13 protein-coding genes are annotated in these 20571 nt (G+C 73.2%); 4 read left to right on the top strand and 9 right to left on the bottom strand.

Annotation, left to right across the window (positions count from 1 at the left end):
* Positions 1–95 precede the first annotated feature (95 nt).
* The 7 genes from sucD to ACZ4Z1_RS30325 form a co-directional block, all read right to left on the bottom strand.
* Positions 96–980 (bottom strand): succinate--CoA ligase subunit alpha, encoded by an 885-nt coding sequence (sucD, locus tag ACZ4Z1_RS30355; RefSeq protein ID WP_003986215.1) that lies wholly within the window; start codon positions 978–980, stop codon positions 96–98.
* A 23-nt stretch (positions 981–1003) separates the two neighbouring features.
* A complete protein-coding gene (gene sucC / locus ACZ4Z1_RS30350) occupies positions 1004–2185 on the bottom strand; it encodes an ADP-forming succinate--CoA ligase subunit beta (RefSeq protein WP_468489844.1) in 1182 nt (393 codons plus the stop codon).
* A 458-nt stretch (positions 2186–2643) separates the two neighbouring features.
* Positions 2644–3630, bottom strand: coding sequence for a hypothetical protein (locus ACZ4Z1_RS30345; protein WP_468489843.1), 987 nt, complete (start codon positions 3628–3630; stop codon positions 2644–2646).
* Positions 3631–3759: 129 nt separating this feature from the next.
* Complete coding sequence (locus tag ACZ4Z1_RS30340; protein ID WP_468489842.1) at positions 3760–4710, bottom strand: hypothetical protein; 951 nt, start codon at positions 4708–4710, stop codon at positions 3760–3762.
* 224 nt (positions 4711–4934) lie between these two features.
* On the bottom strand, positions 4935–6092 hold the full coding sequence (locus ACZ4Z1_RS30335) for a VWA domain-containing protein (RefSeq protein WP_468489841.1): 1158 nt from the start codon (positions 6090–6092) through the stop codon (positions 4935–4937).
* Positions 6089–8800 carry a DUF5682 family protein gene (locus tag ACZ4Z1_RS30330; RefSeq protein ID WP_468489840.1) on the bottom strand — a complete coding sequence of 904 codons (2712 nt, stop codon included), beginning with the start codon at positions 8798–8800 and terminating at the stop codon, positions 6089–6091. Before ACZ4Z1_RS30330 ends, ACZ4Z1_RS30335 begins: the two co-directional genes overlap by 4 nt.
* The gene (locus tag ACZ4Z1_RS30325) at positions 8797–9948 is read right to left on the bottom strand and encodes an ATP-binding protein (RefSeq protein WP_468489839.1); all 1152 of its coding nucleotides are present in this window, start codon (positions 9946–9948) and stop codon (positions 8797–8799) included. Before ACZ4Z1_RS30325 ends, ACZ4Z1_RS30330 begins: the two co-directional genes overlap by 4 nt.
* Positions 9949–10264: 316 nt before the next feature.
* On the opposite strand from ACZ4Z1_RS30325, the gene ACZ4Z1_RS30320 reads away from it, so the two are divergent.
* Together ACZ4Z1_RS30320 and ACZ4Z1_RS30315 are read left to right on the top strand one after the other, a co-directional pair.
* Positions 10265–11635, top strand: coding sequence for an SWIM zinc finger family protein (locus ACZ4Z1_RS30320; RefSeq protein WP_468489838.1), 1371 nt, complete (start codon positions 10265–10267; stop codon positions 11633–11635).
* A 157-nt stretch (positions 11636–11792) separates the two neighbouring features.
* Positions 11793–13628 (top strand): DUF5691 domain-containing protein, encoded by a 1836-nt coding sequence (locus ACZ4Z1_RS30315; RefSeq protein ID WP_468489837.1) that lies wholly within the window; start codon positions 11793–11795, stop codon positions 13626–13628.
* Positions 13629–13675: 47 nt separating this feature from the next.
* On the opposite strand, the gene ACZ4Z1_RS30310 is transcribed toward ACZ4Z1_RS30315, so the two are convergent.
* Entirely contained in the window at positions 13676–14086 is a 411-nt protein-coding gene (locus ACZ4Z1_RS30310; RefSeq protein WP_468489836.1) for a cobalamin B12-binding domain-containing protein, read from the bottom strand.
* 427 nt (positions 14087–14513) lie between these two features.
* Here ACZ4Z1_RS30310 and ACZ4Z1_RS30305 point away from each other — a divergent pair, with 427 nt between their 5' ends.
* Positions 14514–15512 carry an esterase/lipase family protein gene (locus ACZ4Z1_RS30305; protein ID WP_468489835.1) on the top strand — a complete coding sequence of 333 codons (999 nt, stop codon included), beginning with the start codon at positions 14514–14516 and terminating at the stop codon, positions 15510–15512.
* 331 nt (positions 15513–15843) lie between these two features.
* The gene (locus tag ACZ4Z1_RS30300; RefSeq protein WP_468489834.1) at positions 15844–17571 is read left to right on the top strand and encodes a M23 family metallopeptidase; all 1728 of its coding nucleotides are present in this window, start codon (positions 15844–15846) and stop codon (positions 17569–17571) included.
* Positions 17572–17733: 162 nt separating this feature from the next.
* On the opposite strand, the gene pcrA is transcribed toward ACZ4Z1_RS30300, so the two are convergent.
* Positions 17734–20211, bottom strand: a complete 2478-nt coding sequence (pcrA, locus tag ACZ4Z1_RS30295; protein WP_468489833.1) for a DNA helicase PcrA — start codon at positions 20209–20211, stop codon at positions 17734–17736.
* Between the last annotated feature and the right edge of the window lie 360 nt (positions 20212–20571).

Here is a 20571-nt window from a genome sequence, read left to right as displayed (position 1 = left end):
CCGCGCAAAGGCACAGGCCCCGGCCCTCTGGCCGTACAAACGGCGCGGGCCCGCACCCCAGAGGGGTACGGGCCCGCGTCCGACGCGTGGCGCGATCAGCCGACGAGGATCTCGCGCGCCAGGCGCGCGGTCTCCGACGGGGTCTTGCCGACCTTGACGCCGGCGGCCTCCAGGGCCTCCTTCTTCGCCTGAGCGGTGCCGGAGGAGCCGGAGACGATGGCGCCGGCGTGGCCCATGGTCTTGCCCTCGGGCGCGGTGAAGCCCGCGACGTAGCCGACGACCGGCTTGGTGACGTTGGCCTTGATGAAGTCGGCCGCACGCTCCTCGGCGTCGCCGCCGATCTCACCGATCATGACGATCAGCTCGGTCTCCGGGTCGGCCTCGAAGGCCTCCAGGGCGTCGATGTGGGTGGTGCCGATGACCGGGTCGCCACCGATGCCGACGGCCGAGGTGAAGCCGATGTCGCGCAGCTCGTACATCATCTGGTAGGTCAGCGTGCCGGACTTCGACACCAGACCGATCTTGCCGGGCTTGGTGATGTCGCCCGGGATGATGCCGGCGTTGGACTGGCCGGGGGTGATCAGGCCGGGGCAGTTCGGGCCGATGATGCGGGTCTTGTTGCCCTTGCTCGACGCGTACGCCCAGAAGGCGGCCGAGTCGTGCACGGCGATGCCCTCGGTGATCACGACGGCCAGGCCGATCTCGGCGTCGATCGCCTCGACGACGGCGGCCTTGGCGAACTTCGGCGGCACGAAGATGACGGACACATCGGCGCCGGTCTTCTCCATCGCCTCGGCGACCGAGCCGAAGACGGGTACGGAGGTCCCGTCGAAGTCGACCTCGGTGCCCGCCTTGCGCGGGTTCACGCCGCCGACGATGTTGGTGCCGTCGCCCAGCATGAGCTTGGTGTGCTTCATGCCCGTGGCACCGGTCATGCCCTGGACGATGACCTTGCTGTCCTTGGTGAGGAAGATAGCCATGGTGGTCTGAGTCCCTCTATCCCTTACTTCGCAGCCGCGGCGAGCTCGGCGGCCTTGTCGGCCGCGCCGTCCATGGTGTCCACACGCTGGACCAGCGGGTGGTTGGCGTCGCTCAGGATCTTGCGACCCAGCTCCGCGTTGTTGCCGTCCAGGCGGACGACCAGCGGCTTGGTGACGTCCTCACCCTTGGACTTGAGCAGCTCCAGGGCCTGGACGATGCCGTTGGCGACCTCGTCGCAGGCGGTGATGCCACCGAAGACGTTGACGAACACGGACTTGACGTCCGGGTCGCCGAGGATGATCTCCAGGCCGTTCGCCATGACCTCGGCGGAGGCGCCGCCGCCGATGTCGAGGAAGTTGGCGGGCTTGACGTTGTCGTGCTTCTCACCGGCGTACGCGACGACGTCCAGGGTGCTCATGACGAGACCCGCGCCGTTGCCGATGATGCCGACCTCACCGTCGAGCTTGACGTAGTTGAGGTCCTTGGCCTTGGCGGCGGCCTCGAGCGGGTTGGCCGCGGCCTTGTCCTCCAGGGCCTCGTGGTCGGGCTGGCGGAAGGCGGCGTTCTCGTCGAGCGAGACCTTGCCGTCCAGGGCCAGGATGCGGCCGTCCTTGGTCTTCACCAGCGGGTTGACCTCGACGAGGAGCGCGTCCTCGGCGACGAAGGTCTTCCACAGGGTCACCATGGCCTCGGCGACACCCTCGGCCACCTCGGCCGGGAACTTCGCCTGGGCCACGATCTCGCGGGCCTTCTCGATGTCCACGCCTTCGACGGCGTTGACCGGGACCTTCGCGAGGGCCTCGGGGGTCTTCTCCGCGACCTCCTCGATGTCCATGCCGCCCTGCACCGAGGCCATGGCCAGGAAGGTGCGGTTGGTGCGGTCGAGGAGGTACGAGACGTAGTACTCCGCCTCGATCTCCGGGGACAGCTCGGCGATCATCACCTTGTGGACCGTGTGGCCCTTGATGTCCATGCCGAGGATGTCCGTCGCGCGGGCGACGGCCTCGTCCGGCGTCGCCGCCAGCTTCACGCCGCCGGCCTTGCCCCGGCCGCCGACCTTCACCTGCGCCTTGACGACGGACTTGCCGCCGAGGCGCTCGGTCGCCGCGCGTGCCGCTTCAGGCGTGTCGATGACTTCACCGGCCAGCACCGGTACACCGTGCTTGGCGAAGAGGTCCCTCGCCTGGTACTCGAACAGGTCCACGCGCGTCCGTCCCTTGTCTACTCAGAATCGCCGTAGTGATCGCGGTTCGTTGTCTGCATGGGCGTGCCGCGAAGGGCAACGTGACTGCGCTGTCACTGAGGGAGGCGTACACGGTGGCCGGTACGCGGCATGTCCGTCTCGCAGGTTATCCCCGCAGGACCGGCCTCCCTAAATCGCAGATCACACTGCGGCGGTGATAACAGTCACAGAGACAACGGTCACAGACCGCACAGGGCCACAGGGGTGCCGGCGGGTGGCCGTCAGGTGGACGCGGGTCGCCGGTCCATCCGGGCCCGCCGGACCCCGCCGGCCCCCACCGGCCCCGCGCGCAGCGCGCAGCCGGGCGGCTCCCTCCCCAGGGAAGCCACCCGGCTGCTCACTCACTGCCGTTCACGGCCGGCGGTACGGACCTACGGCACACCACCCTGTGCGTACGCCCGGCCGCCCGCCGGTGACGGTCAGACGCCCTGGACCGGGAGGGCCGGGAGGGCCGGGAGGGCCGGGAGGGCCGGGAGGGCCGGGAGGGCCGGGAGGGCCGGCAGGGTCGTGGCGCCCGGGAGGGTCTTCGTGCCCGGGAGGGTCGGCAGCGCCGGGATGTTGGCGGGGTCGGTCAGGTCGGCGGGCACCGCGGGCAGGGCGGGCACGGTGGGCGCGGTCTGGCCGGGGAGCAAGCCCTGCGCGCCCGCGGTGGCGCTGCCGGCGATGCCCGACGCGTCGTTCGTGACGGTGCCGACGAGGCCCTGCGCGAAGGGGGTGGCGTCCGTGGCCACACCCTGCACGAAGGTCTGCGCACCACCGGCGACACCCCGCACGAACGGGGTCGCCTGACCGGTCACGTCACCGGCCAGCTGCCCGACACCGCCGACCGCACCCTGGGCGACCGGCACGGCCTTGCCGACCACACGCTGGGCGACGGGCGGCAGGACATCGGCGGTGGTGTTGTCGACGACGGGACGAGCGGTGGCCAGGACGCCCTGGGCGGCGTCGGTGGGGAGCTGGGCGGTGGGGTTGTCGAGGTCGGTGGCCTTGGCGAGGTCGGTGGCCTTGCCCAGGTCGGCGGTCTTGGGCAGGTCCGTGGCCTTGCCCAGGTCGGTGGCCTTGCCCAGGTCCGTGGCCTTGCCCAGGTCACCGGTCTTGGGCAGGTCGGCGGCCTTGCCCAGGTCGCCGGTCGCGGGCAGCTTCGGGGTGGTGGGCAGGTCCTGGGTGTGGACGTCGCCGCCGGTGAGCCCGGTGACCTGGCCGGCCACGCCGTCGACGGTCTTCTTGGCGGTACCGGCCACGTCACCGGCCGGCAGCTTGTCCTGCACCGTGCCGGTGACCGCGCCGGCGGCGGGCAGGTCGGCGGTGCCGGGCAGGTCGGCCGCGTTGGCGGCGACGGAACCGAGGGCCCACAGGCCGGAAGCGGCGGCGGCTACGACGATGGAACGACGGATGTGCGTACGCATGATGGTGAAACGTCCTTCGAATTCAGGGGTTCGAACGGGCAGACCTGTCCCGCCCCCGCGCGGCAGGTCCGTTGCAGACGCGTCGTCTGCGGACGGTGATCTCAGACGCTGGAGGTCTGAAGGCCTGCCCTAGCCCGGGAATTCGAGGATGTCGGCGGCACGCTGCCGCGTGGGCGGCTCGGCCGCCGCGAGGACGCCTCCGGGCACCAGCCCGAAGTGCGCGGGATGCGCCGGTACGGCGGCGAACTGGTCCCCGCCGCGGGGGCCGTGACCGTCACCGGCGGTGTGCGAAGCCGTCGAGGCGGGCCCCTGCGGGAACGGGCCGGGGAGACCCGGGAGACCGTGGCCCTGGCCCGGCTGCCGCTCCGACGCCGGGTCGGCGTGCTGTGCGGTGCGCGGCGACGCGCCCCGAAGCTCCCCCAGTGCCGAACCGGGCGCGCAGCCGGCCGCGTTGACGCGCGAGGGGTCCCGCTGGTCACCGGCTCCGGCGTGCCGCGGGCCGGTGCCGTGCTGCGGCCCGGTTCCCTGGCCCGGCTGCTCGCCGCGCCCGTCACTCGGCCCGTTGCCCTCGTTGCCGTTGCCGTCAGCGCCGGGGATCCGGCCCGGCAGCTCCACGGGCAGCGAGCCCGCGTCGGCCATCTGACGCACCTCACGCACCACGTCCCGTACGGGCGCGGTGACCGGCTCGGTGACCGGCGCGGCGGCCTGCCCGGCAGCCGGGGCGGTCCGCTCGGCGACGGGCAGCACGGCCTTGCCGGCCGGCGTACCGGCCACCGTGCCCACGGCCGACGCGCCGCCGCGCTTCAGTTCCCGCCCGGCGTCGGCCGCTGATGCCTTCGCTGATGTCTTGACCGGCGTCCGGAAAGCCGTCGAAGCCGCCGGGCCCGTCGAGGGCGCCGGAGCCGTTGCCCCGAGCTGCGGTGCTGCACCAGCTGGGCCGTCCGCCGCGTGCGCGCCGCCGCCGAACGCGAACCCCAGCGCCACGAATCCCGCCAGGAACAGTCCCGCCAGCAGCGCACGGCGCACCACCACGGTGCGCGGGAGGCGCACAGCGGCGGACGGGGCCGGCACAGCGGACACGGGCGGATCCTTCGCGGCGGGTGAAGGGGCGCGGGCCCCGACAGAAGCGGACAGGAGAACGCAGTCGACCGGGAACGGTGACTCGGGCGGGCGCGGAGGCACGGCTCCGGGCGGCCGTCCGGCCTGCGGAACCGGCGTCACGCGCTGAGCGGTGATCGAGCGGTGCCCCGATCCTTGCACGACGGACCAGGGGCCCCGCAAGCCCCTCGGGGCTCTCGTCACCGTTACCCCGCCATGTCCGGTATCGGCAGCGGCCGCTTCTCGATCGCGGCCGCCATCACCTCCGGGAAGAGGTCCGGCGTACAGGCGAACGCCGGTGCGCCCAGGGCCGCGAGAGCCGCGGCGTGGTCCCGGTCGTACGCGGGCGCCCCCTCGTCCGACAGCGCCAGCAGCGTCACGAACTGCACCCCGGACGCCTTCATCGCCGCGACGCGTCTGAGCATCTCGTCGCGTATGCCGCCTTCGTAGAGGTCGCTGATCAGGACGACGACCGTGTCGGCGGGCCGGGTGATCTGCGACTGGCAGTAGGCCAGGGCGCGGTTGATGTCCGTGCCGCCGCCCAGCTGGGTGCCGAAGAGCACGTCCACCGGGTCGTCCAGTTCGTCCGTCAGGTCCACCACCGCGGTGTCGAAGACGATCAGCCGGGTCGTGATGGCCCGCATGGACGCCAGTACCGCGCCGAACACGGAGGCGTGGACGACGGAGGCGGCCATCGACCCGGACTGGTCGATGCAGAGCACCACGTCCTTCTTCACCGACCGCGCGGCCCGCCCGTAGCCGATCAACCGCTCGGGGACGACCGTGCGGTGTTCGGGCAGGTAGTTCTTGAGGTTCGCGCGGATCGTACGGTCCCAGTCGATGTCCCGGTGCCGGGGGCGGCTGACGCGCGCCGACCGGTCCAGGGCGCCGTTGAGCGTGGCGCGGGTGCGGGCCGACAGCCGTTTCTCCAGTTGTCCGACGACCTTGCGGACCACGGCCCGCGCGGTCTCCTTCGTCGTCTCCGGCATGACCTTGTTGAGCGACAGCAGCGTCCCCACCAGGTGCACGTCGGCTTCGACGGCCTCCAGCATCTCCGGTTCCAGCAGCAGCGTGGACAGGCCGAGCCGTTCGATCGCGTCGCGCTGCATGACCTGGACGACAGAGGTGGGGAAGTACGTGCGGATGTCCCCCAGCCAGCGGGCCACGTCGGGCGCCGAGGCGCCGAGGCCCGCCGTGCGCGAGCCCCCGCCGCCCGTACCGTCCGGCCGGCGGCCTCCGTAGAGCGCGCTGAGCGCCCCGTCCATGGCGGCGTCCTGCCCCCGCAGCTCGCAGCCGGTCCCGTCGGCGCCGCCCCCGCCCAGCACCAGCCGCCACCGCCGCAGCCTCTCCTGCGCCTCGCTCATCCGTCCACCCCCGTCATCCGCTCCTCCTCGGAGCCCTCACCGTCTTCTTCCGTAAGGCCCAGCAGGACGCGCAAGGTCGGGAGCACGGCTGCTGCCCGGTCGCGGTCCAGGCCGGGGCCGAAGCCCGGTATCGCCGGTTCCTCGCCGGCCCGCCCGGCGCCGTGCCCGGCTCCGGTGCCTGCGCCGAGGCCGGTACCGAGGCCGCCTGGCCCGGCCGGTCCGCGGCGTATCAACTCGCCGAGTGTGCGGCGCACTCCGGTGTCGTACTCCGCGAACGTCCGGCGCAGCAGTGGCAGTACGTCCGTGAAGGCGCCCGCCGGTACGTGTGTCAGCCAGCCGTCCACCAGGGCGAGCAGCCGTTCGTCGTGGACCAGCAGCAGTCCTCCGGCGTCGCCGCCCGCGAACCCCTCGATCCAGCCCGCCGCCTCGTCCGGCGGGGCGCCGGGCGACAGGGCCAGCCCCATCAGCCGTTCCGCGTCCCCGGAGGTCAGCCGCCCGTCGTCGAGCAGCAGCCGGACCGCGCGCCCCCGCAGGAGACCCGGCACCGTCTCCCGTTCGGCCAGTTTCCGCAGCACCGCCGCCCAGCGGTCCCGTAGGCCCCCACCGGCGACCGCACCGCCGGGTCCGGCCGCGGTGCCGGTACCGCCCTTGCTCCCGTCTCCGGACCCGGCCCCGTCTCCGGACCCGATCCCGGCACCGGCCCCAACCCCGCCACCGACTCCAGCTGTCGAAGCGCCCGCCGAACCCTCGTCCAGCAGCCCCACCGCGTGATGGGTCGCGTCCAGATGCCGGCGCATGTCGGCGGCACCGTCGGCGTCCAGGCCCGTGCAGGCCGGTGGCAGGCCGACGAAGACCCGTTCGGCCAGGCCGGTGGCCACCTCGCCGAGCGCGGCGGCGTCCGTGCCGCGTACGTCGCCGTAGCGGACCGCGCGGACCAGCGCGGGCAGTGCCTGGGCGAGGTGCCCCACGTCCGCGTCGAGCGCGGCCCGGTCCGTGAGGACGCGCATGACCACGGGCAGCGCGTCCGGGAGGGCGGCCAGCAGGCAGCGTTCGGCCAGGGCGGTGACGTCGGCCAGGGCGGTGGTGCCCAGGGCGTCGGACTCCGCCTTGGCGGTCGCGGCGGCTTCCACCGTCGTGCCCCAGATGCCGGCTTCGGCGGCCCGTACGGACAGTTCGGGCTCCCACCGGAGCCGCCAGCTCTCCCGGAACGTGCCGGTGCTCGCGCGGGTCCGTGCGGGCTCGCCCCACGGCACGCCCAGCAGCCGCAGCCGGTGCAGCAGCCGGCTCCGCCCGGCGTCGGTCTCCTTGCGCAGGTCGAGGTCCAGTTCCCGGTCCGCGGCCTCCGGTTTGAGGCGCAGCGACCGCTGGCTGCGGGCGATGTCCCGCTGGAGGGGCACCGCCGGAGCGCTGTCCGGCACCTCTCCCAGTACGTCCCCCACCACCAGGCGGTCGTGAATCAGGGCGGACGGCGCGTCGGCCCCGTCGCCGAGCACCGCGCGCACCGCGTCACCGGTTTCCGCCAGCCCCGCCAGCGGACGGCCGCGCATCGCGGCCAGTGCCTCGGCGAGCCGTACGGCCTCGATGACGTGGGCGGAGGAGACGGCGTAGTCCTCCTCGCGCAGCAGTCCGGCGACCTTGGTCATCCAGCGTTCGACGGGACGGTCGGGTGCGCTGAAGAGGTGGCCGTACCAGCCGGGCGAGGAGATGCCCGCGCCGTACCCGCTGCGGCGGGAGAGCCTGCGGTGGGTCCACGGAACCCACGTCACCTCGGGCTTCACCTTCGCCAGGCTCTTGAGGAGCTGCCGGTCGGCGGTCACGGTCGTGCGCCGGGCCAGCGCCGGGACGTGCCACGCGCCGCACACCACGGCGATGCCGTCCCCGAACTCCCGGCGCGCTTCCCGCAGCCGGAGCCGCATATGGGCTTCGCGCACCAGGTCGCGGTCGTGCCCGCCGGCACCGTACGCCTCGCGCAGCGCCCCCATCGCCTCGGCCAGCGCCTCGAAGGAGGCGAGCGGATCGGTGCCCGCCGCACCCGCGTCCCCACACGCGTCCTCGCCCCGGCTCCCGTCCTCGCCCCCGTCCCGGCTCCCGCCCTCGTCCCTGTGCCCATTTCCGGCCCTGCGCCCGGCGCCGTCCCCGTACCCGGCGCCGTCCCTCGCCCCGTGCCCGTACTCCTGTCCGGACCCGCGCCCGTCCCGGTGGGCGCGGTGCTCGATCACGTCCTCCCACCAGCGCTCCGGATCGTCGTACCCGGCGGTCTCGGCGAGCACCGCCACCGGGTCGATGCGCGCCTCCGCCGCCCGGTCCGCACCCGTCGCCCCGGCAGGGGCCACCGGCCCGTCCTCGCCGTTCTCACCGTCCGAGCCTGCCGCCTCGAAGGCCAGGGAGTGCGCCGCGGGCAGGTCGATGAAGCGCACCGGTACGTCATGGTCCAGGGCCCACCGGATCGCGACCCACTCCGGGGAGAACTCCGCCAGCGGCCAGAACGCCGCCCGCCCCGGATCGGCGGGCACATGGGCCAGCAGCGCGACCGGCGGCCGCATCGCCTCGTCGGCGGCCAGGGCCACCAACGCGTCGGCCTCCGGCGGTCCTTCGACCAGCAGGGCGCGGGGCTCGTGGCACTCCAGGACCGCCCGGACCGCTCGCGCCGAGCCCGGTCCGTGGTGCCGCACCCCCAGCAGGAGCGGCCGGTCCGCCCGGGCGTTCATGCGCCGGCCTCACGGCAGGCGCGGTAGAAGTCCTTCCAGCCGTCGCGCTCGCGCACCACGGTTTCCAGGTACTCCTGCCATACGACCCGGTCGGCCGCCGGATCGCGTATCACGGCGCCGAGGATGCCGGAGGCCACGTCCCCGGAGCGCAGCACGCCGTCGCCGAAGTGCGCGGCCAGGGCCAGGCCGCTGGTCACCACGGAGATGGCCTCGGCCGTGGAGAGCGTGCCCGACGGAGACTTGATCTTGGTGCGTCCGTCGGTGGTGACGCCGTCGCGCAGCTCACGGAAGACCGTGACGACGCGGCGGATCTCGTCCGTCCCCTCGGGGGCGGGCGGCAGGTCCAGCGAGCGGCCGATCTGGTCGACGCGCCGGGAGACGATGCCGACCTCCTCCTCGGGTGTCGCGGGCAGCGGCAGGACCACCGTGTTGAAGCGGCGGCGCAGGGCGCTGGACAGCTCGTTCACCCCGCGGTCGCGGTCGTTGGCCGTGGCGATCAGGTTGAAGCCGCGCACCGCCTGGACCTCCTGGCCCAGCTCCGGGATGGGCAGCGTCTTCTCCGACAGGACCGTGATGAGCGTGTCCTGGACGTCGGCCGGGATGCGGGTCAGCTCCTCCACGCGGGCGGTCATGCCCTGGGCCATCGCCCGCATGACGGGGCTCGGCACCAGCGCGTCCCGGCTCGGGCCGTGGGCGAGCAGCTGCGCGTAGTTCCAGCCGTAGCGGATGGCTTCTTCCGGTGTGCCGGCCGTACCCTGCACGAGCAGCGTCGAGTCGCCGCTGACGGCCGCGGCCAGGTGCTCGGACACCCACGTCTTGGCCGTGCCGGGCACGCCGAGCAGCAGCAGCGCGCGGTCGGTCGCGAGGGTCGTCACCGCGACCTCGACGATGCGCCGCGGGCCCACGTACTTCGGTGTGACGACCGTGCCGTCCGGCAGGCTGCCGCCGAGCAGGTACGTCGCCACCGCCCACGGCGACAGCTTCCAGCGCTCGGGCCGCGGCCGGTCGTCGGCCGCCGCCAGCGCCTTCAGCTCCGCCGCGAACGCGTCCTCCGCGTGGGGCCGCAGCGCCTGCGCGGAGCCGTCGGCTCCGGCGACTCCGGCGACTCCGGCGACTCCGGCGGCTTCTTCGGTGGTGTTCTCAGGCATGGTCTCCCCCTCGTCGCAAGGTCTGCGGCCGGTGCCCCGCCTCCGCCGGCCGCTTGCGTGAACAACCCTGCACCACACCACTGACAATCACCCGAAAACCTGCCCTGACCTGCCACTTCAGCGCGACATCGCCACCCGCCGCGCGCACTCGGGGGCTCTTCCCGCGGTCCGCTTCGCTTCTCCCGTTCCTTCTCGGCGTGTGAAAGTCCGGACGGCCGCGCCGCTCAACCGCGATGCGCGAGTGAAGTCGGCGTCGCGGCAAGGTGATACCTGCTGGTCAGAGCGATTGTCAGTGGGTGCTCGTAGCGTTTGGTGCATGAATCCGCAGGGGGAACGCTGGACGTCGGATCACGTGCTCGCGCTCGCGCCCGACGCGCCGTCAGGCAAGGCGGGCAGCAGGCTCGCGACACCGGACTCGTGGCCGGAGACCGGCACACGGGACGGCGCGGTGTGGGGCCTGTGCAAGGGCAGCGGCAGCAAGCCGTACCGCACCGTCGTCGACACGGCCGGACCGGCCTTCACGTGCAGTTGTCCGAGCCGCAAGTTCCCGTGCAAGCACGCACTGGGCCTGCTGCTCATGTGGGCGGGCGAGGAAGGCGCCGTGACCGACGGCGAGCCTCCCGAGTGGGTGGAGGCGTGGCTCACCGCCCGTCGGCAGCGCGAGCGGAAGCAGGCGTCGGGGCAGGGCAAAAGCGCAACGGCGCAGGGTGGTTCACCGTCTGCCGGGCCCGAGGCCGCCCGGCGCCGGGCGGCGCTGCGCGCCCAGCGGATCAGCGCCGGCGCCACCGAACTGGAACAGCGCCTGGAGGACCTGCTGCGCTCCGGCCTGGCCACCGCCGACCGCGCGGGGTACGGCACCTGGGACGAGACGGCGGCCCGCATGGTCGACGCCCAGGCACCCGGACTGGCCTCGCGGGTACGGGAGTTGGGCCCGGTCGTGGCGTCCGGCGCGGACTGGCCGTCCCGGCTGCTCGCGGAGTGCGCCCTGATCCACCTCCTCGACCAGGCGTTCCTGGGCATCGACCGCCTGCCGCCCGCGCTGGCCTCGACGGTCCGCACCCGGGTCGGGCTCACCACCGACGCGGCGGACGTGCTCGCCGGCCCGGACACCGCGACCGTCCGCGACCGCTGGCTGGTGCTCGCCCAGCAGGACGCCGAAGAGGGCATGCTGACCAGCCGCCGGATATGGCTGCGCGGCGAGCGGACCGGGCGGATGGCGCTCCACCTCTCCTTCGGCGGGCCCGACCGGGCCCTGGACCTCTCCCTGCCGAGGGGCCTGGCTCTGGACGCCGACCTGGCCTACTACCCGGGCGCGCGCCCGCTGCGCGTCGTCCTGGGCGCGCGGCACGCCGATCCGGCACCGGTCGCGGGCCCGCCGCCGGGCGGCGGCACCGATGCCGCACTGACCGCGTACGGCGACGCGCTGCGCGACGACCCGTGGCTGGACACCTGGCCGGTGGTCCTGACCGACGTCGTGCCCATACCGGGGCAGGGCGGTGAGCCGTGGCAACTGGCTGACGCGGACGGCGAGTCGGCGCTTCCGGTGGACCGGCGCTGCGCGGAGCGGCCGGGGCTGTGGCGCCTGGCCGCCATATCCGGCGGCGAACCGGTCACGGTCTTCGGCGAATGCGGGCACCGCGGTTTCGTGCCCCTGACCACCTGGGATCCGGATCCGGTCGCTCTGTGACCCCATGACCCCGTGCTCCTGGCTCCGGCACCGGCCGCCACCCGCCCGACCATCCACTCGCCCGACCAGCCGCCCGACCACCCGGCTGCCCGACCACCACAGTCCAGTGGCCCAGTCGCTCAGTCGCCCAAGATCTGATCACCGCCCGGGGGAAGTCATGACCGAGAGCAGCATCCAGCACAGCGCCCACCGCGTCCCCGCCGTCACACCCGGTCCCTCCTGGGAGGAGCTGGTGAGTTCGGCGCTGCTCGGAACGGAACGCCGTACGCCGCCCGTCGCCGCCCGCGCGGGCCGGAGCTCCGCGGCCGCCCTGCTGGACGCGGCCGCCGTGAGCACGGTCCGGCGCCGGGCCGCCCTGCGCCCCGCGCCCGCCCGCGAACGTCCCGTACCGGCTCCGCCCGATCCGCGCCCGCCGCTGCCGTCGGCCGCGCGGCGCCGGCTCGCGCTGCTGCTCGCCGACCGGAACGGCACCGGAGGCGGCCACCGCCGTGGCACGGCGCCCGACCTGACCGAGCTGCTGCCCCAGTGGCTGGCCGCGGCCGCCCGCCACGGCTACCGCGCCCCTGAGGCGCTGCTGCCCGCGCTGCTCGACGCGGCCCGCGCGCGGACGGACCTGCGCGCGGCGGCGCTCGGCTTCGCCGGGCCGCGGGCGCTGTGGCTGGCGCGGCTCAACGACGAGTGGAAGTTCGCGCTGCGCGGTGTCGGGAGCACGGCCGCGCTGCCCGGCCCCGACGAGCCGGAGGCCGTCCGCACCCTGTGGGAGGAGGGCCTGTTCGCGGAGCGGGTCTCCCTGCTGGCGGCGCTGCGCCGCCGGGAGCCCGCGGCCGGGCTGGCCCTGCTGTCCACCACCTGGCCGAGCGAGCGCGCCGAGGACCGGCTGATGTTCCTCGACTCGCTGCGGGAGGGCCTGTCGATGGCCGACGAGCCGTTCCTGGAGCAGGCCCTGTCCGACCGCAGCCGCAACGTCCGCGGTACGGCCGCCGAGTTGCTGTCGGCCCTGCCCGGCACCGCGCTCGCCGCACGCATGGCGGACCGGGCCCGCGCCTGCGTCTCCCTCGTCCGTACGGAGGGCGGCACGGAGGGCAGCACGGATCTGACCGGCACGGACCTGGTCGGCACGGACCCGTCCGGCACGCCTCCCTCCGCCGCACGACCGTCCGGCGCGCCCCCTTCCGGCACGGCCGCGCCCGGTGCGGACACCTGGGCCCTCGTCGTCGAGGCCCCGCGTGAGTGCGACGCGGCGATGCAGCGCGACGGGGTGGTGCCCAGGCCGCCGACCGGCCGGGGCGAACGGGCCTGGTGGCTGAGCCAGCTGCTGGAGGCCGCGCCGCTGGAGTGCTGGAGCGGCTGGCTGGGCGGCCGGGAGCCGGCCGGGATCGTCGCCCTGCCGGTGGCCGACGGCTGGCGTACCGAGCTGCACGACGCCTGGTGCCGCGCCGCCGTACGCCAGCGCGACGTGGCCTGGACGCGGGCCCTGCTCGGTGTCCCGGCGTCCGCCGCGCAAGGCTCCAGCGCGTACGGCACCGCCCCGGCCACCACGAGCGGCCCCGCCTCCATCCCCGAAGGGGGACCCAGCCCCGACAGCACGGCCGGCTCCTCACGCGACCTGGCGCGGCTGCTGACCGTGCTGCCCGAGGACGAACGGGCACAGTGGGTCGCGGACTTCATAGCGGCCCACGGCCTGTCCGACGCGTTCCGGATGCTCGGGGTGTGCGCGGTGCCGTGGTCCGAACCGCTGGGGCGTGCGGTGGTCGACGCGCTGGACATCGCCCGGGACGCGGGCAGTTACCCGTGGAGCTTCAGCGGCGTGATGGGCCTGGCCGAGCGGTGCCTGGACCCGGACGCGGCGGACCGGCTCGCCATGCTCACGGCGACACCGGACGAGCCGGCGGACGGCTCGCCGGGCGCGGTGGGCTACTGGTCCGAGGCGTTCCAGCGCCTGGTGGGCACGCTACGGCTGCGCGCCACGATGCGCGCGGAGCTGGCCCCGTGAGCCGGCCGGCGGCCGGGCCGGGGCCGCCCCGCCCGGGCGGCGGGGTCTCAGGCCGCGAGCTGGCGGACGTTGGCGCGGACCCACTCCACGATCGCCGTGGTCGTCGCCCCGGGCGTGAAGATCTCCGCGACGCCCAGCTCCTTGAGGGGCGCGATGTCCGCCTCCGGGATGATGCCGCCGCCGAAGACCTTGATGTCCGCCGCGTCCCGCTCCTTGAGCAGTTCTATGACCTTGGCGAACAAGGTGTTGTGCGCACCGGACAGGATGGACAGGCCGATCGCGTCGGCGTCCTCCTGGATCGCGGTGTCCACGACCTGTTCCGGGGTCTGGTGCAGCCCCGTGTAGATGACCTCCATGCCGGCGTCGCGCAGCGCCCGCGCGATGACCTTGGCTCCCCGGTCGTGGCCGTCGAGCCCCGGCTTGGCCACCACCACGCGGATCGGACCCTGCACACCCATCACTGCCTCCCAGCCCTGCACGGCACGTCACGGCTCCTGCACGGGGCAGGGCCGCCGGACCGACATCCGAATGGCGGCCGCGCCGGCCGCCCCAAGCGTGAACGAACGTTATCGCCAGCATCCCGTACCCGGCCGTTTCGTGACACTGGGGGAGGGGGAAATCACACGTTGGGACACGTTCGCTACGCGTTGCGTTCCGCGTCGCTCCATGCGGCGGGACGGACGCTCGGGGAGCCGCAGTGAGGTCGCCGTACCTCCGCGCCGTCAGCCGCGCGGCACGGGGGTCCGGCCGTTGAACGCATCCGTCTTCGTATCCGTACGTCCGGGCAGCAGCTCGTTCACGTACTTGTACGTTGCCGGAAGCGGCTGCCCATGAGGGCACACGGGGGACAGAGTCGTCTCCCGCGTGCCATTCGGGAGGTCGGCCATGAAGGCCCTGCCCTTTCTCTGTTACCTGGCCCGCCCCACCGCGCTGCTGCGTGCGACGGTGATGGAGCTGGCGATCCTCGTCGGGCACCTTCTGCTGTACCCGACCGGCATCCACCAGGAACAGCACAGAGCCCTCCCCGGCACGGACCCGGACCCGGGCACCGGCCCTGGAACCGGCGGACCACGCACCGGACCGGAAACCGGAACACGCACCGGACCTGGAGCCGCATCAGATTCCGGACCACACACCGGACCGGAATCCGTCTGCGGCCCCGTCACCGTCACAGGCGCCGCCCCGGACACCACCGGGCCCCTCTCTCCCACCGGAGGCACCCCCACCCTGCTCCCCACCCAGGGCCGCTGCCACCCGCCGGTGCTCCTGCTGCACGGCTTCATCGACAACCGCTCCGTCTTCGTGCTGCTGCGCCGCTCGCTGCTGCGGCACGGCTGGCGGCACGTGGAGGCGCTCAACTACTCCCCGCTCACCTGTGACCTGCGCAAGGCGGCCGAACTGCTCGGCCACCACGTCGAGCAGATCTGCGAGCGCACCGGCCACGGCAGGGTCGACCTGGTGGGGCACAGCCTCGGCGGTCTGATCGCCCGCTACTACGCCCAGCGCCTCGGCGGCGACCTGCGCGTACGCACCCTGGTCACGCTCGGCACCCCGCACGGCGGTACCCGGGTCGCGCCGTTGATGTCGGCCCATCCGCTCGTACGGCAGATGCGCCCGCATTCCGACGTGATCGTGGAGTTGGCGCGGCCCGCCCCGAATTGCCGTACGCATTTCGTCTGCTTCTGGAGCGACTTGGACCAGCTGATGGTCCCGGTCGAGACCGCGCGTATCGATCACCGGGATTTGATCACCCGCAACGTGCGGGTATCCGGTGTCGGGCATCTCGCGCTCCCGGTCAACGGCGCGGTGGCGGCCGGAATACGGGAGGCGCTCAGCGCGGAGGAGGAGGCGCGGGGCAGCGCGAGAACCACGTCGGTGGCCTGACCTCCCCCTGCCTCCGGCCCTGGCCCGACCTGACCCGGTCCTGACCTCCGGGGCTCCCGGCCCCGGCCCGCGGCCGCCTCGGCCGGTCTTCGCCGTGGGCACTTTCCAAGGTCGCGCCCGCCTATTCGATCTTCGGCCGCGCACTTCCTGCCCCCGTACCGCCTCGAACGCGCATCGAACGCGGCGCCAAGAACGCGCATACTGTCCGCCGAAAGGCGGCCAAATGCCCGTTGTCGAGAAGCCCGAAACCTGCCGAAGATTGTCGCCGTCACGTACTGCCGGGTACAGTCGCCGCTAATTCTCCTGCTGCCGAGGCGAAAGAGAAGTGGTGGTGAACGACCGTCACTCACCGGAGTCCCCCGCTCCGGCTGTCCCCTCTCCCGACGCCTCGTATGCGCACTACCCGGCCTACGGGTCCTACGGACACCAGGACACCCAGGTCGGCCATGCCGCATACGGCGGTGGCGACCCGTACTTCGGCGCGCTCCCGGGCCACCAGGCCACCGGCGCGCACGACGCCGCGCCGTACGACACCACCGCGTACGGCACCGACGCGTACGCGGCGTACACCGCCGGTGCTCAGGACGGCGGCTACGACCCGGGTACCCAATCCGCGGGCGCCTATGACACCGGAATGTTCAACTCCGGCGCGCAGGACACCGGCACCCCGCCGGACGCGGTCTACGACCCGTACTCCCACACCGCGTACGACACCGGCGGCTACGAGGCCGAGGCCGCGGCCGGTCCGGACGCCTACGAGGCCACCGCGGTCTGGGGCGCCGTCGGGCAGGGCCTGGTCCCCGGCATCCCCGCGCAGGCGGGTCCTCCGGAGGCGGGCCCTCCATACGGCGCCGACGCCAGCTCCCAGTGGGAGACCATGACTTGGGCCGGGCCGGGCATTCCGGGCCTGGGGCAGTACGGGAACGGCACGCACGACACCGGGCAGCCTTTCGATTCCGACCCGTATCCGACCGCAATCGATCAGTACGGGTCCGCTTACGGCGGATATGAGGCGTTCTCGGACCAGGACGCGGCGGACAACCGATTCGCCGAGGCCCTCACCCAGACCACCCCGGCCATCGGCCCCGACTTCGACGTCGCCGGCGCCACCGACGGCTTCCCCGGCCACGACGGGCTCGACGGACTCGACGGCCTGCACGATCACCACGGCCACCAGGGCCGGCACGATTTCGACGCCCACGACGACAACTCCGCGGACGTCGCCGACATCACGCCCGGTGGAAGCGCCGCCGCCGCTTCCGCGCCCGGCGCACGCGCCTCCCGCTCGCGCCGGGCCGCGCAGGGCGGCGGTTCGTCCGGCCGCGGCCGCCGCCGTACCGCGAAGCGCTCCGCGCTGCTGACCGTCGCGGTGCCCTCGGTCGCCGCGATGGGCGTGTGCGCCGTGGCCGCCGCCTCCGTCACCAGCGGTGCCGAGAAGGGCAGCAAGGACGGTACGACCACCCAGGCCGCCGGGGACCCCGGAGCCGTGCAGCCGGCCGTCGCCAACAACAAGCTCGACACCCAGCTCGCCAGCCTGAGCGCGGGCGCCGACGACTTCGCCGACCGGGCCAGCCGTACGCAGGAGCGCATCGACCTCAAGGCCAGGCAGGCCGCCGAGAAGAAGCGCAGGGCCGATGAGGCGGCGCGCAAGGAGGCCATGCGCCCCAAGTTCATGCTGCCCGTCGCGCAGCACGGCCTCAGCGCGCTGTACGGGCAGGCGGGCGTCAACTGGATGTCCGTACACACCGGCATCGACTTCCCGGTCGGTTACGGCACGCCCGTCATGGCCGCCACCGACGGCACCGTACGCACCCAGTACAACTCCGCGTACGGCAACATGGCGATCGTGACCGCCCCCGACGGCACCGAGACCTGGTACTGCCACCTGAGCAGCACCAAGATCCGGTCAGGAACGGTCAAGGCCGGTGACCAGATCGCCTACTCGGGCAGTTCCGGAAACTCCACCGGACCGCATCTCCACTTCGAGGTGCGCCCGGGCGGCGGCTCGGCCGTCGACCCGCTGCCGTGGCTGCGCAGCCACGGCCTCGACCCGAGCTGACCGGAACGGGCCGACCTGCCCGGACCGCCCTGACCGGCCTGGCCCGCAAGCAGCCGTCCCGGAACCGGCCAGCCCGCGGGCAGCCGTCCCGCAGGCCGTCCGGCGCCCCACCCGTGGGACGCCGGACACTCCGCCTCCGCCACCGTCAGGACTTGGCCACCGTCAGAGCTTCTCCACCGGCGCGTACCGCAGCAGCAGCCGCTTCGGCTTCTCCCCGCCGAAGTCGATCGTCGCCTCCGCGTTGTCCCCGCTGCCCTTGACCGCGACGACCGAGCCCAGTCCGAAGCTGTCGTGCGTGACGCGGTCGCCGACCTCCAGCGAGACCACCTCGCGGTCCTTGGCGCGCCGGGTCGCGAAGCCGCTCGGCCCGGCCTTCGTACGCGACGAGGACAGCCCGGAGCCGAAGCCGCCGCCGCCCGTGCCCGACAGCGCGCCCATCGAGGCGGAGGGCGTCGCGGGGCCGGTGCGCCGCCAGGTCACGTACTGCTCCGGGATCTCCTCCAGGAAGCGGGACGGCGGGTTGTACGACGGCTGGCCCCAGGCGCTGCGCATGGTCGAGCGGGTGACGTAGAGCCGTTCGCGGGCGCGGGTGATGCCGACGTACGCCAGGCGCCGTTCCTCCTCCAACTCCTTGGTCTGGCCGAGCGCGCGCTGGTGCGGGAAGACGCCGTCCTCCATGCCGGTCAGGAAGACGGTGGGGAACTCCAGTCCCTTGGCGGTGTGCAGCGTCATGAGGGTGATGACGCCGGAGCCTTCCTCGTCCTCGTCCGGGATCTGGTCGGAGTCGGCGACCAGCGCGACCTGCTCCAGGAAGTCGGCGAGGGTGCCCGGATCCTCCTCGCCGCGGTCCTGCTCGAATTCCAGGGCGACGGCGGCCAGTTCCTGGAGGTTCTCGATGCGGGTCTCGTCCTGCGGGTCGGTGGAGGCCTGCAGCTCGGCGAGGTAGCCCGTGCGCTCCAGGACCGCTTCCAGGACGGTGGCGGGGCCCGCGCCGGACTCCACGACGGTCCGCAGCTCCTCCATGAGCGTATTGAAGCGCTTGACGGCGTTGGCGGAGCGGGCGGCCATGCCGTACGCCTCGTCGACCCGGCGCAGCGCCTGCGGGAAGGTGATCTTCTCGCGGGCGGACAGCGCGTCGATCATGGCTTCGGCGCGCTCGCCGATGCCGCGCTTGGGCACGTTCAGGATGCGGCGCAGCGGAACGGTGTCCTCCGGGTTGGCGAGGACGCGCAGGTACGCGAGGACGTCGCGGACCTCCTTGCGCTCGTAGAAGCGCACGCCGCCGACGACCTTGTAGGCCAGGCCGACCCGGATGAAGATCTCTTCGAAGACACGGGACTGGGCGTTGGTGCGGTAGAAGACCGCGACGTCGCCCGCCTTGGCGTCGCCCGCGTCGGTCAGCCGGTCGATCTCGTCGGCGACGAACTGCGCCTCGTCGTGCTCGGTGTCGGCGACGTACCCGGTGATGCGGGGGCCTTCGCCGGCGTCCGTCCACAGGTTCTTGGGGCGGCGGTTCTCGTTGCGCTCGATTACGGCGTTGGCGGCGCTGAGGATCGTCTGGGAGGAGCGGTAGTTCTGCTCCAGCATGATCGTCGTGGCGTCCGGATAGTCCTCCTCGAACTGGAGGATGTTGCGGATCGTGGCGCCCCGGAAGGCGTAGATCGACTGGTCGGCGTCACCGACCACGCACAGCTCACCGGCGGTCTCGGCCGGCCCCACCAGCTCCCGTACGAGCGTGTACTGGGCGTGGTTGGTGTCCTGGTACTCGTCCACGAGGACATGCCGAAAGCGGCGGCGGTAGTGGTCGGCGACATCCGGGAACGCCTGGAGCAGGTTGACCGTGGTCATGATGATGTCGTCGAAGTCCAGGGCATTGGCCTCGCGCAGCCGGGCCTGGTACATCGTGTATGCCTCGGCCACCGACTTCTCGAATCCGTCGGCGGCCTGCTGGGCGAAGGTCTCCTCGTCGATGAGCTCGTTCTTGAGGTTGGAGACCTTGGCGCTGAAGGACTTCGGCGGGAACCGCTTGGGGTCGAGGTCCAGGTCGCGGCAGACCAGGGCCATCAGGCGCTTGGAGTCGGCCGCGTCGTAGATCGAGAAGGACGAGGTGAAGCCCAGCTTCTTGGACTCGCGGCGCAGGATGCGCACGCACGCGCTGTGGAAGGTGGAGACCCACATCGCGTTCGCCCGGGGGCCCACCAGTTCCTCGACGCGCTCCTTCATCTCGCCCGCGGCCTTGTTGGTGAAGGTGATCGCGAGGATCTCACCCGGATGCACCCGGCGCGCGCCGAGCAGATGCGCGATGCGGTGCGTCAGGACGCGGGTCTTGCCGGAACCGGCGCCGGCGACGATGAGCAGCGGGCCGCCGGTGTGCACCACGGCGGCCTTCTGCTGGTCGTTGAGCCCCTCCAGGAGGGCGGCCGGATCCACCGCGGGACGCGGGGCGCCGTCGCGGTAGTAAGGGTCACGGCCCGGGCCCACGGCGTGCGGGATGCCGCCGGGCACGTCGAAGCGCCCGCCGAACAGGTCGGCCGGGATCTCCTCCTGTGCCGGACCGTCCTCGTCCTCGGGAGGGGGCGGGGGCCCCTCGCCGGTGGGTTCGAGGTCCGCCAGGAAGCTGTCGTCAAAGAGGCTGCTCATCGCCCACCGAGTCTAGGCCGCCGCACTGACAGCCCGGCGCGTACCGGAAAATCCGCTGTGTGAGTTAGGACGCCAGGCGCCCGCCGTCCGGTCCGTAGGACGGGACACGCCCCCGTGTGGTCACAAGTGACCCAGGACACACCCAGGACGCGACAACATAACGAAAAGGTATCGGGCATATCGAACATCAGCCTTCACAGGAGCCACGCGGGTTGGCTACCGTGCTCGCTCGGGCAGCCCGCGTCCCCGCGGTCGACAGCGTCCGCACGGGCCGCCCCCGCCGAGTCCGGCCCTGCCGCCAGGCACCCGGAGCCGGGGACCCACACGTACCACCGAGGTGAATCGGCCGGTACGGCACAC

The organism is Streptomyces sp. NPDC030165, assembly GCF_055573595.1.
Note: the sequence above shows the minus strand (reverse complement) of the source record. Positions and strands in the feature narration are given on the sequence as shown.